11 protein-coding genes and 2 pseudogenes are annotated in these 12,434 nt (G+C 60.9%); 11 read left to right on the forward strand and 2 right to left on the reverse strand.

The features are described from left to right. The first annotated feature begins 155 nt into the window (after positions 1-155). The 3 genes and pseudogenes from msrB to FJ973_RS31220 form a co-directional block, all read left to right on the forward strand. Positions 156-608: a peptide-methionine (R)-S-oxide reductase MsrB gene (gene msrB, locus FJ973_RS07090; protein ID WP_140501490.1), complete on the forward strand. Its 453-nt coding sequence runs from the start codon at positions 156-158 to the stop codon at positions 606-608. 2 nt (positions 609-610) lie between these two features. Beyond that, positions 611-1,123 (forward strand): peptide-methionine (S)-S-oxide reductase MsrA, encoded by a 513-nt coding sequence (gene msrA, locus FJ973_RS07095; RefSeq protein ID WP_140522743.1) that lies wholly within the window; start codon positions 611-613, stop codon positions 1,121-1,123. A 158-nt stretch (positions 1,124-1,281) separates the two neighbouring features. Then, positions 1,282-1,519 (forward strand): annotated as a pseudogene (locus FJ973_RS31220) (SUMF1/EgtB/PvdO family nonheme iron enzyme); the annotation flags it as partial. 234 nt (positions 1,520-1,753) lie between these two features. On the opposite strand, the gene FJ973_RS07105 reads toward FJ973_RS31220, so the two are convergent. Then, the gene (locus tag FJ973_RS07105; protein ID WP_210239479.1) at positions 1,754-2,707 is read right to left on the reverse strand and encodes an AraC family transcriptional regulator; all 954 of its coding nucleotides are present in this window, start codon (positions 2,705-2,707) and stop codon (positions 1,754-1,756) included. A 729-nt stretch (positions 2,708-3,436) separates the two neighbouring features. On the opposite strand from FJ973_RS07105, the gene FJ973_RS31705 reads away from it, so the two are divergent. The 3 genes from FJ973_RS31705 to FJ973_RS07120 all read left to right on the forward strand — a co-directional run bounded on the left by FJ973_RS31705 (position 3,437) and on the right by FJ973_RS07120 (position 6,687). After that, positions 3,437-4,009, forward strand: coding sequence for a zinc-binding dehydrogenase (locus tag FJ973_RS31705; protein WP_347439607.1), 573 nt, complete (start codon positions 3,437-3,439; stop codon positions 4,007-4,009). A 65-nt stretch (positions 4,010-4,074) separates the two neighbouring features. Then, positions 4,075-4,992 (forward strand): NADP-dependent oxidoreductase, encoded by a 918-nt coding sequence (locus tag FJ973_RS07115; RefSeq protein ID WP_140501484.1) that lies wholly within the window; start codon positions 4,075-4,077, stop codon positions 4,990-4,992. A 1,161-nt stretch (positions 4,993-6,153) separates the two neighbouring features. Then, entirely contained in the window at positions 6,154-6,687 is a 534-nt protein-coding gene (locus FJ973_RS07120) for a DUF1993 family protein (RefSeq protein ID WP_181165396.1), read from the forward strand. 212 nt (positions 6,688-6,899) lie between these two features. Here FJ973_RS07120 and msrA (FJ973_RS07125) read toward each other — a convergent pair. Next, positions 6,900-7,429, reverse strand: a pseudogene (gene msrA / locus FJ973_RS07125) (peptide-methionine (S)-S-oxide reductase MsrA). 257 nt (positions 7,430-7,686) lie between these two features. Between msrA (FJ973_RS07125) and FJ973_RS31710 the strand changes: the two are divergent. From FJ973_RS31710 to FJ973_RS07160, 5 genes are all read left to right on the forward strand, one after another. Beyond that, the gene (locus FJ973_RS31710) at positions 7,687-8,169 is read left to right on the forward strand and encodes a hypothetical protein (RefSeq protein ID WP_318013163.1); all 483 of its coding nucleotides are present in this window, start codon (positions 7,687-7,689) and stop codon (positions 8,167-8,169) included. A 350-nt stretch (positions 8,170-8,519) separates the two neighbouring features. Then, positions 8,520-9,026, forward strand: a complete 507-nt coding sequence (locus FJ973_RS07135; RefSeq protein WP_140501480.1) for a DNA starvation/stationary phase protection protein — start codon at positions 8,520-8,522, stop codon at positions 9,024-9,026. A gap of 562 nt (positions 9,027-9,588) precedes the next feature. Further along, the gene (locus FJ973_RS07145) at positions 9,589-10,296 is read left to right on the forward strand and encodes a glutathione S-transferase N-terminal domain-containing protein (protein ID WP_140522747.1); all 708 of its coding nucleotides are present in this window, start codon (positions 9,589-9,591) and stop codon (positions 10,294-10,296) included. Between the two features lie 1,108 nt (positions 10,297-11,404). Beyond that, positions 11,405-11,587, forward strand: coding sequence for a hypothetical protein (locus tag FJ973_RS31225; protein ID WP_224656240.1), 183 nt, complete (start codon positions 11,405-11,407; stop codon positions 11,585-11,587). A gap of 391 nt (positions 11,588-11,978) precedes the next feature. Beyond that, on the forward strand, positions 11,979-12,380 hold the full coding sequence (locus FJ973_RS07160) for a hypothetical protein (protein WP_140522749.1): 402 nt from the start codon (positions 11,979-11,981) through the stop codon (positions 12,378-12,380). Positions 12,381-12,434: the final 54 nt, after the last annotated feature.

Below are 12,434 nucleotides of genomic sequence, written 5' to 3' on the forward strand. Positions count from 1 at the left end.
TCGAGGACGGAATCACTCCGACCGACGGCTCGCCAAAGCAGTGCTTCTTGCCGCTTGCGCTGCGTCGATGGCATCGTTTCGATAGCCCGAGGTGATTAGACGCTCGCCAACCCGCTACCTATTCTTCCAGCCTGCGCGAGAAGGAGCTCCGCGAAATGCCGACCTATAGGAAAAACCCAGCGACGGTCTCGAAGCTGACTCCGGAGCAGCACCGCGTCACGCAGACTGACGGGACCGAGCGCCCTTTTGCCAACGAATACTGGGGCAACAAGGAGCCTGGCCTCTACGTCGACGTGGTTTCCGGCGAGCCGCTGTTCGCATCTTTCGACAAGTCCGACAGCGGCACCGGGTGGCCGAGTTTCACGCGGCCTCTCGAGGCCGCGAACGTCGTAGAGAAGGACGACAGCTCGCATGGCATGACACGGACCGAGGTCCGCTCCAAGCACGGCGACAGCCACTTGGGCCACCTCTTCCCGGACGGACCGCTCGACAAGGGCGGGTTGAGATACTGCATGAACTCGGCCTCCCTTCGTTTCATCCACCGCGATCAAATGGAGAGCGAAGGGTACGGCCAGTACGCGAAGCCCGTTGCAAAACAGGAGGTCTGACAATGGCAGCGAGTACAGAACGAGCGATCCTTGCCGGCGGTTGCTTCTGGGGAATGCAGCAGCTGATGAGGCGTTTGCCCGGCGTCGTGTCGACACGGGTCGGATATTCCGGCGGTGACGTCAAGAACGCCACCTATCGCAATCGCGGCACGCATGCAGAAGCTATCGAGATCATCTTCGATCCAAGCAAGACGAGCTTCCGCGACCTGTTGGAGTTCTTCTTCAAGATACACGACCCGACCACGCCCAACCGGCAGGGGAACGACCGCGGCACGAGCTACAGGTCTGCGATCTTCTACACCAACGACGAACAGCTACGCGTCGCGCAAGACACGATCGCCGACGTTGAAGCCTCAGGACTGTGGCCGGGCAAGGTCGTGACCGAGATTTATCCCGCTGGCGATTTCTGGCAGGCGGAGCCCGAGCACCAGGACTACTTGGAACGTTACCCGAACGGCTACACCTGTCACTTCGTCCGGCCGGGTTGGAAGTTGCCGCGAAGGAACGCCGCCTGAGGGCGGCTGCGGTACGTGTGACCTGCGGCGGGCACATCTTGACTGCATGTGCCTCACAAACCGTTTTGTTAAATATTCCCGCCGCCGCGAAGTCGCCCACACACGACAAGGCTGCGAGATTTGGACGGCCGGACACAGCTTTCAGATTCCAAGCGCGGATGCATCAGATGTTCGGCGACGCCTGGGAATGGACACGCACAGCCCGTCCTCGCCTCACCGGGGTTCCGCGCGGTCGAGGGCGCGGTCGGCGAATACAATGGCAGTTCATGTCCGGGCAGTTCGTTCTACGCGGCGGATCTTGCGTGACGCCGCCGGGATACCTCCGCGCGAGCTATCGCAATTTCTTTCCGGCACACGCGTTGGCAATTCTCAGGACTTCGCTTGGCGGCGGACAGCTCGGTCCGCCTGTTCGCGAACGACTTGAAGGCGCTCCGCCGGAGGATCGCCGAAAGCCTTCTGTGAGTTCCGCGACGTCGCCTCGGCTGAGAGAAAACGCGGAGCCGTGATGATCTTCGTGTACCACCTGAAAGCCTTGATGTCTCAAAGCGTCCCGTGGCTGCTGGGGGCGCTGGTGCGTCCAGCGCACCTTACCGCGGTCGCGCCTACGCAATCCCGGAGCGAACACCGGCGTCAGGCTGCGTCGGATTCCTCGATCGCGTCTTCGATCGGCGTAGCGCTGTTGGACCAGGCTCGCTGCGCCTTGGCGCGGTACTCTGATGGGTCGCTGCCGTAATATCTGCGGAAAGTGCGCGTGAAGCTGCTTCTACTCTGGTAGCCGGCGTTCAGGGCGACCTGATCGACAGACAGCGCATTGGCCGCGAGCAGGTCCGCCGCGTGACGCATCCTCACGCGGCGGAGCAATGACATTGGAGACTCTTCGAAGGCGGCGGAAAACCTAGCCATAAAAGCCGAGCGGCTGAGACCGACGGCATGAGACAAGCTCTGGACAGTGTGCGGCGCGGATGGGCGCGAGGCCATTTCGGCAAATGCCCGTGCGATCGGAGGATCGCTCAAGTTCGAAAACCGCTCCACCCACGCGTTCGTCGACACCAGGCTGCGCCGGAGCAATGCGAGGAGAACAAGTTTCAGCAGTGCCGCCGACATCGGCCCTCCACCAACCTCCTGGGCTGCGAGCTCGGCCATCGCGTAGGTCATCACTTGGTCGAGCTGGTCGTGCACGTCGAACCTCTCGACAATGGGCGTTGCCAAGGAGGCGAACAAGTCGAGCGCCGGACCATAAGTGGCCCGGAAGGCCCCGCACGCAAGCACCAGTGTCGGATCACCGTCTCCGACGGTGTGCCGCTGAGACGACCCCAGTGTGAAGCCGCCGTTGTTGTGTTTGCCGGCGTTCCTTAGTGCGATCGGATGCTCCGTTGCGGTGATCGTCATCGCTCGCCCAGGAGGGACGACTACCAGCGTGTGCGGTATCAGGCGTATGGGCGTTTCATGATCACGGAGAATGAACCCGGCGCCTCGAAAGCAGTAGTGGATGGTGGAGGTTGCCGCGCGGGCAACCGCCAAGTGGGCTCCCGCCGCAAGCGTGCACTCCGACAGGCTGACTAGGGTGACGTCCAAAGTGGTCATCAACTTGTCGAGGTCTTGTCGCGATATACGCCAGAACGGCTCGCCTGCCACGTCCAGAAGCCTTCTTTATGGTGCTCAGGCCCAGCTCGACTGCGAGACAGCGGGACGATGCCATCTCGCCCACGCCTTCGGCCTGCGCAACCGGGCGAAGGGCCATTCACGCTCCCACCTGATGTGGGATTGATCGGTTCGATCTTCACTGCCTTCAACTGAAGACGCTGAACAATCACTCAGTTGCAGCTGACGGAGTAGTGGCTGAAGTCGAATTAGATATATTCAGGCGCAACATGAATGATCCTGCTGAGCGTCTCAGCGACCGGCAAACTTTATAAATTCACACAAACCGATGCCCAGGCGCCTCAACAGGAAGCCCCGAGTCTCGGTCGCACGGCCGAATTCGCGACCGACCGATCGCGACGCACCAGTATCGGACGTCAGCGTCATACCTACACTGTGCGTGCCGCGCGGCCACGCGGCTCCTCGGTCTGCGACAGTATCCGGGACAGTCCGGCAATGAGCGTCCTTGCAACGGCCCTGGGCAATTGTGAGCATGGCACCTTTGGATGACGATACCTCGCGCCTATCGAAAGCATGTCCAAAGGGAATTTCTAATTTCGTCCGCCGCGTCCGATCTTTGAGTCTGGCTGGGCCGGCCGAGCACACGCGGCCGCCTTGACATCGATTGAATTTATTGCAGCGCGTCGCGCGTGGGCTGCAAAGGAGCGCTCTATGGACTCGCGATTATGCCGCGACCAAAAAGTGGTTTGCAACTTCCTGAGCAACGAACAGAGCGACAAAATTTTCCATACGTCCGTCGCGGCTTTCTCGACGTTGCCGCTCCCCGCGGGCGCTGCTTCGCTGGCGCCGGGCGTCCTGGCAGGAACGGCGGCAAAGATCGCCGCTCTCGCGGAAGCATCCCAACCCACCTCCTCCCAAGCCGTGGATGCTTCCGCGAGTACTATCGCCACCAGATTGCCATCGCCAACGCCCTTCTATCTTTCATTCGGCCGGAACGAAGCCGGCTTCGTCGAGGTAACGGCCAACGTGATGTTTCCTGCGGAAGCGCTGATACCGCGCCCGCTGACCATCGCCGGCCCGGCCGGAGCACGGCCCACCAATGGATTGGCGGTCGACTTTGTCGTCGAGTCCAATCGTGACCAACTGAATGAGATTGTCCAACGGGTGCGGGACGGACGATTGCGGACGAACATCGACAAAGTCGTAACCCTCGACGAGGCGATCGCCGCGTTCAACGTGACCGAGCGACGTAAGGGGAAGACGATCATCCGCATTCGTCCGTGAGCGAATCGCGCTCATCGATGAAGCATTTCCGCTAAGCAGACAAAAGACCCGAGGAGACAATTCCCATGAAAGCGATCGTAGTGACGGACCAGGCTGCAGGAACGGCCGGGATGAAGTTGGTGCAGCGGCCCGAGCCGCAGGCGGCGATAAACGATGTCGTCGTCGAGATCCATGCGTCGGGGTTCGTCCCGACCGAGCTGACGTGGCCCTCGACCTGGACCGATCGCGTCGACGGCGACCGGACGCCATCGATCCCCGGGCACGAACTGGCCGGAGTGGTCACCGCCCTGGGCTACGGTACGACGGGACTGTCGGTGGGCCAGCGGGTGTTCGGCCTCGCCGATTGGTATCGCGACGGCACCCTGGCGGAGTATGTAGCCATGGAAGCGCGCAACCTCGCGCCATTGCCGGGCGATATCGACTTCACGGTGGGCGCTAGCCTGCCGATCTCGGGCCTGACCGCGTGGCAGGGACTGTTTCAGCACGGCCGTCTTCAGGCGGGGCAGAGCGTCCTTGCGCATGGTGCGGCCGGCGCCGTCGGGTCGATGGTGACGCAGCTCGCACGAGAGGCCGGCGCCTACGTTATTGGCACCGGACGCTCTGCCGACCGCCAGAAGGCGCTCGACTTCGGCACAAACGAATTCGTCGACCTCGAGAACGACACCCTGGAAGACGTGCGCGCAGTCGATCTGGTGTTCGATGTCATCGGCGGCGACATCCAGAAGCGGTCCGCGGCGCTGATCCGAGCCGGAGGCACGCTGGTGACCGTCGTCGGCCCGGCCGAGACGCGGCCCGTGGAGGGCCTGGCGGTCGACTTCGTCGTCGAAGCCGATCGTGCCCAGCTGAGCGAGATCGTCCAGCGGGTGCGGGACGGACGGCTGCGGACGAACATCGGCAAAGTCGCGCCCCTCGACGAGGCGATCGCCGCCTTCAACTCGACCGAACGACGCGCGGGGAAAACGGTCATCCGCGTTCGCCCGTGAGAGACACGTGCCGATCGATGCACGCAGCCAGCCGACGCCTTAATCCTTACCGGTCATACCGTTCCTGTCGCCGTGAGTGCAGGGTGACGGTCGGGAGCCGATTCGTCCGCATGGGGGCCATACCGGACGATGCACCATTCGAGGGAGTGGCTCCAAACAATGCGGCTCCGCAAGCTTGTGGCAAGGAGTTCCTCAATGGGTCTTGATGGATAACGGCGCGATCCGAGATGTCCTAGAGCGGTCGATAGAAATTGCCTTATGAGCTGCGAAGCGTCTTCGTGGCCCGCGTTGCCAACGTCCTGACGGTGGGGCGTTGCGCCGCGTTATTCGATCGCCGTGCTTCCAGGCACACGCTTCGCTCGCCGTCTGCCGGCAGACCACCGCCTATTGGCTGCTAACTTTGTTAGGCTGATGAGCAAGGAGACAGAAGGTGAAAAGGGAGATCCGGGACAATCCGCCATGAGCCGGTTTGCATTGCCTCTAGATTCGAAGACGGCGGGGTCGTCCTGCACACATTGGTGTCATAAGAGCTGTCCGGCCTGGGTACGGATCGCGGCTGGCGCATGGCGTTTTCGAAGCATTGCAACGCGACGGCAAAAGAGCGATCGCGAAGTGCCCCTTCATGTCTTCCTACGCCGCGCCGCACCCTGAGTACGGTGCGTTCCTCGACGGCTGATCGAAGACCGACGCGACGCCGGTTGCGACCGGAGCTTTTGGACAACGATATCCCATTCCTATCAAATGCATATCCAAAAGGAATTTCTAATTTCGTCGGTTGAGTCGGATGCTGACGTCCATTCGCCCGGTCGCGATGCGTGGCCGCCTCCAAAGCGATTGAATTCGCCAGCCAAGTCATAGTGTCTTCAGCGAGCGACAAAGGAGACCTCCAATGAAGTTACCGAGGACTGTCAGCCTGGGCGTTGCCATTGCGCCGGTCGCCGGCACCGCAGTGGCGCTCGCACAGGTCAGCGGAGCGGCTCCAGCCTGCCGCACGCGTAGGCGCTCACCTGCTGCGGCGGTTTCTCCGAGCCAATGTCGAGTCCGGCAGACTGGCGTGGCTAAATCGGAAGATTGATGGGCTTATTGTGACCACTCGTTCCCGTCAGCGACCTTTCGGGTCCGACGGACGTTCAAAGTACAAACGAGCGCATGGAGATTGGCGTGTCCTTCTCGGTCTATGACATCACTGTCCCTGTCATGGTACATGGCCTGAACGTGATGGATGATTATCTCGACCACGCTCAAGCGCTCGAGCGGAGCAAGGGATTCGATCCCGGGAGGATCCTTGGCGAACGGCTCACGCCCAGCATGCTGTCTTTCGGAGGACAGTTCTCCGTAAGCTGCAACAAGGTCGACGCGCACATGGCGAAGTTGATGCAGCGCCACCCGCCGGCACCCCGCACCACGGCGATGATGTATCCAGCATTGAAGGGGCGGCTCGTTGAGACGCGCGGCTTTCTACAAAACGTGCAGCCGGAGGAAATTGCCGGCGCGCAGTCCCACACATACGAGCTGACGCCGCCTATCGTGCGCGGGTGGTACGGCGGCGACGACTATATCCGGCACCTGGTTCTGCCTGACTTCTTCTTCCACATCTCGATTGCTCACGCGATCCTCAGGCGGCTCGGTGCGGCTATTGGGAAGCGCGACTATCTCGGTAACCTCACTCAGCAGAGCGGCGGTGATTACTCGTGAGGTGGTGGCGCGACGCACGATAACAGCCGATGCCTTCAAGCCTGGAAACGAGCTCCAGGCACATCAGTAGTGAGCGAGTTGCGAGAGGTCATTGGCGCGCGACAAGGCTTAGTTGAATTTGAGGCCGATATAGCCGAGCTGGGAGCTGCGGGTATCGACCCTCTCGTTTAGGTTCGGGCACAAGGGGATATGGCAGGCTCCTGGAAGGCGCCTCAGTCCTCCGGTCCCTCGACGGTCCGCGTCGCCTGGCATGCACGAGCCGACGGCAGTCGCCAGTTTGGCCGGATAATGGCAGCTTTGGCCGCCCGGGTGCCGTTGCAGGTAGTCCTGGTGCTCGGCCTCGGCCTGCCAGAACCGCTCCTCGGAGTTGATTTCAGTCGTGACAGGACCGGGCCACAACCCAGAGACATCGATTTCTGCGGCCGTCGCGAGCGCCGTCTCCTTCTGCCGTTCGTCGGGGGTAGAAGATGGCAGCTAGCTTGGTCCAAAGTCGCTCCTGCTCGTAGGTTGTCGGGTCGTGAAACTGGAAGAAGCGTTCAAGGATGGCCCGGTAGCTTACCACCGCGGGATCGAAGATGATCTCGATTGCCTCTGCGTGCGCTTGATGGTTGCCGTAGGTCGGATTGGGGAGGTCGCCGCCAGTGTAGCCGACGCGTGTCGAGACCACGCCTCGCACTCGCCGGGACATGGCCTGCATGCCCCAGAAGCATCCACCAGCCAACACCGCCTTTTCCGTCGCCATGTTGGAGTTCCTCTGACCGGCCACACGCCGTAGTGAGAGTACCGGTCGCCGACATGGTAAGATCATAGAAAGCGGACATCCAATCGATAACCGGCCGGGATGAGGTCGTCACGGACAGTCCTGCTACCCAGCCTCCGACAGGGCGCCTCCACGACCGGCTCTGACGTGCAGCTCGCTACGTGGAAAGCGGAGAACGAACTTACAAGCGGCTTGGGCGGTTTTGAAGGCTGACCGCCGGTATCTGATGAGCGTGATCTTTGTCTGACATCATTTGCTTTTGGCGAAAGTGGAAGAATTCGTCGCCTACAATTCCCGACCGGCATGAAATCCATACAACGTTTTCATTGGCCTGGATTGGCGGCTTCGGGCGAAATCTGAGCGCGCCAGAAACAACGCAATTTTCGATCCTGGGCAAACACACATTGCAGAAGAACTCCCGCAAACCAGAAGGACACCTACTAATGAACCTGAGACCCATTCTGTTCGGAGCATTGGCTTTTTCAACGCTTGGTGGCGGGGCTTTCGCAGGCGCTCTCGACTCGCCAGCGATGATGGCGCCGTTTTTCAATGATGCAGGAATGAAAACGATGAAGCCCAAGGCCGAATTCGAGGCCGCGTGGAAAAGCATGTCGAAGAGCGATCAGGACGCGATGATGAAAGAGTGCCAAGATGAGGCAATGAGCAAGCCTTACGCGGAATTTTGTGCGAACCTAAAGCCGCTAGGCGGCGCGAACCATTAGGCCGAAGCCCTTGATCGGCGACGGGCCTCGCGCCCGTCGTGCATGACTTGGCTGCAAGCCTACATCGAACGGCAACACTCCGTCAGTGGAAGACGGCTCATCATAAGCTGCTCGAGTCGACTTGATCGAGGCGTTTGCGTCCCCCCGCCCTGGGATCGTCGCGTGCGGCGTGGCGCCTGACGAAATGCCGGACCTTCCACATCGCTCGAACAGGTCGGCGGCTATGCGCTCGAGAACGTCAATAAAGCGATCGTCGCCCTAACCGGCGGTTTGACGAGCACGCGCCCTCCCCGCTCGTTCCACGCACGCCAGGGACTCCCACGTACAAAGACAATGAAAGGGCTGCCAACATGACAACAAATGTCCAAGAGCTGCCGAACGGCGAGCGAGACGAGCCGGCGGTGCGAAACTCGATTGCGACCTTCGCGGCAAAAATCAACCAGCTCCTTGCTGACGCTCTGTCGCTCTATCTCAAAACCAAAAACTTCCACTGGCACGTGAGCGGCCCCCATTTCCGGGATTACCACCTCATGCTGGACGAGCAGGCGAGCGACATTCTCGACCTGATCGACCCACTCGCGGAGCGCGTCCGCGCGGCCGGCAGCAGGACGATCCGCTCGCTTGGGCAGGCGGCGCGGCTGCGAACCATTGCGGACAACGATGCCGATGGCGTTGCACCGGTCGCTATGCTCGCCGAGCTCATGGAGGGCAACTTGGCCTTGGCGGCTTCGATGCGGCTGGCGCACAAGCTCTGCGACGAGTTGGACGACGTTGCGACGGCAAGCCTTCTCGAAGGGTACATAGACGCCGCCGAGAAGCGCGCGTGGTTCTTGCGCGAGGCGGCGCAGCCGCACTGATCATCGACGGATGCACTGAGCCGAAAGTTCAAAACACGATGGCGCGAGTCTGAAGCGGCGGCGTGTTCGCCAGGACTCACATTCGTTCATATCCAGAGTGAGCTCTGGTCTAGGCGGAAATCGGCGTGCGCGGACAAATACGGTCAGCGCACGCATTTCGACCGCCCACAGAATGGATCGGATGCCTGAGTTGAGCGACACGGACGAATTGCAGTGACCTCCAGCCGCGTCGAGACTGGCGCCCGCCGCTTCAGCGCCTTCCGGTGAAGTGGAATTCGATGTCGACCTTGTTCGTGATCGGGGGCGGGTCAGGAGACGTCCGCGCCGCGGGCGTGGCGTCGGGACCCGGCGCGAAGGTGATGCTCGCCGAGGGCTGCAGGTCGTGGTGCCGGTCGCGATCGAGTGTAGGCGTCAGGCGGTCGGGAATGAAATCGATAATGCAGCGGCACTTCCGTAGGGACGAACGCATTGGCAATGTGGCGTCGGCGGCTTGGTCCAGTGGCTCCGTCGACCCGGCGCCCGGCCCTTGTGCGCAGTCTGTGAAATCCTGAAGGTGAGTGCGATGATCAGCTTCTATTTCCACCCTACGCCCAATCCAGCCAAGGTGGCCCTGTTCTTGGAGGAGTCTGAGCTAACGTATGAGCTGGTGCCGGTCGACACCAGCAAAGGCGAACAACACCAGCCCTCATTTCGCGCCGTCAATCCCAATGGCAAGGTCCCTGTGATCGTCGACCCAGAAGGCCCAGGCGGAAAAAAGGTGCGGGTTTTCGATTCCAGCGCAATTCTGCTGTACCTGGCCGAGAAAACAGGCCGCTTCCTTGGTCAGCCCGCCGACCGGGGTGAGCTTTTGTCATGGCTTTTCTTCCTAGCAACAGGCCTGGGGCCCTTCTCGGGACAGGCTGTGCATTTCCAGTTTGCGGCTCCCGACGGCCTGGACTACGCCGTCAACAGATATCGCCGCGAAGTGGAGCGCCACTATCGCGTACTCGACAGTCAACTCGTCGGCCGCGACTATATCGTCCGGTCCGACTACACGATCGCCGACATGTCCGCCTGGGGCTGGATAGACCGTGCCTCACGTGTGATGAAGGGCGCCGACGATCCCTTGGCGCCGTTCCCGAACGTCAAACGCTGGTTCGCCGCAATCGATGGTCGGCCCGCCGTCGCGAGGGCGCGTGCGGTCGGAACGGATCACGAGTTCAAGAAGGTGAACGACGAGGAAACGATGCGTGCGCTCTTCCCGTCGAACTACGTCGCGGCCGACGGCTAGACCAGAGGCGACCGGATCTCATCCGGCCGCAATTGCGAGAATGGAAACCAGAACAGTACTGCATTTCCCAACGTCTGTTACGAAACTTAGCGTTCGGTGCGGGGTGTCTAGGGACCACTTGTCGTGTGGTGTCGCGTTCGCGGGTCTGTTCCTGTGACCGATATATTTTGCCGCCTGAGCGGCGAAAATCTAGGAGGATGTAGATGAACCTCGACGCGAGGGACATGGTCGTGGCTGTTTCAGATCTCTTGAGACGCGGCTACGACCACAAATACCGGATAAGGATGGCCAACTCTACGACCTGACTGCCGAGAAGCCCGTAGGTGGCGGCGGCGCCCGCGTTGATGGCGCGATAAGGTTCGAGAGCCCGCCCGAAGCGGGAGACGGTTCCAACATCTATGCGATCACCGACAGGGGGGGCGGCAGCAAGGGCTTGTTGATCGATACCTTTGATGCCTTGGACCAGGAGCGCTCGCGGGGGCTTGACGAACAGCTAAACGCGAACCGCCCCACACGTCACGACAACGGAGACTAAATAGCGAGCCGATATGGCCTGCGAAAGATATTTAAGGAGGAATTCGATCGGGATCCCGAGCGGTTTGTGCTGCGCATCGGGTTTCCTGACTTCCCCCCGTGTCCGTTAGGGCAGTCATCCTCCATGCTCGGGTTCGACACGGTGAAGCAATCCTACGTCTGTCTGGTCGCCAGCATCCTACGAGATTCCAGGGTTGAGAGAATCCCTTACCAGGGGGCTGACGTTCCCGACAACGAATGAGCGCGCAGTGGTCGGGCTTGCCGACACTGTCACCACAGCGCCGGCCCGCGGCGCCTCCTTTAAAACGACGTGAGATGAATAAGCAGATCGTGAAGCAAACAATGCTGTCGCTCGAGGCGCGCGACCTCGAGAGCGCGAGAGAAAAATACCTGGAGTATGTCGCGAGCGCCCGGCTGGATAGAAGTGAGCCGATCGAATACGATGAACAAGCGCAGGCGGAGCTCGCAAGCGACCTGTCTGAAGCCTTCGACGACACTGTTCACTCGCACTCCGACAAGATCGAGAAGCTCGACGATAGACTTCGGACCAAAGAGCAAGGTCGAAGAAGGCGCAATGCTGAAGCTACACGGTCGGTTTTTCGTTGTTGCCGTGCCGACGGCCAAATTTGCGTGCGACGGCAACGAAATTATGGGCATCTCCACGCAAGCGCCGATCTATGCTGAGTTGGAAGGCAAGCGCGCCGGTGACACGGTCTCGTTCAATGGAAGGGACCTCGTGATCGAAGAGGTCGCCTGACGGCTGCGACGCCGAATGTTGAAGGCAAGCACCCCGGCATAACGCGCGGCAAGTGATCCGGCTCTTGTGGGGTGGCTAGGGAATAAGCTGATGACGTAAGGTCTGAAGCACGGTCACGTCGTGCGCCTGAAGTGCACTCCGCACTTACTGTCGGCCGACGCTCTACGCCGCATTAACGCTTCCATGGCGCGCCGGGCGACTGGAATGGAAACGATAACAACCCGGCATTTCTAATGGTCAGCCTTTCGGGATAGCTCTGTGCAATTAACCGAGCTGACCCGAGAGACGCATGGAGTGGCCGCTAGCGTAAGGCGTCGTGATCGCCCTCTTAGATGATGCGCTATCCACGTCGCAAGGACCCGCCCAAGCAAACAAGCCATAGGAGTCACCAATGTCGTTCCGCTTCATCACCAAGTCTATGCACGCCTACCTCATCGATTATCCCGTCGCTGTCGTCTTGATCGCAGCACCGTTTGTGCTGAAGCTCGGCCAGAGCGGACCGATCGCGGTGTGGCTTTCGGTTGTTGTCGGTGTCGCGGCGCTACTCTTGCCCGCCCTTACCGACCATCCCACCGGGCTCGTCCATATCATTCCCTACTGGCTGCATCTTTGGGTCGACCGGGCCGTTGGCGTCGTGTTTGTCATCGCACCGTTCGCCTTCAAGTTTGCTGGGCTCGACGCTTGGTACTACTGGGTCCTCGCTGCCGCTGTCCTACTCACCACGTCGGTCTTTAACGCGCCTGAGGAGCCAGCCGCGACGCATTTGGGAGCGGACAGGCGTAGGGCGGCTTGAGGGCGACGATTGTCGCAGCGCTCTTCTGCGCCGCTAAGAAAACCATATGCACCG

The sequence above is a fragment of the Mesorhizobium sp. B2-1-3 genome, from assembly GCF_006442495.1.
Classification (GTDB): Bacteria; Pseudomonadota; Alphaproteobacteria; order Rhizobiales; family Rhizobiaceae; genus Mesorhizobium.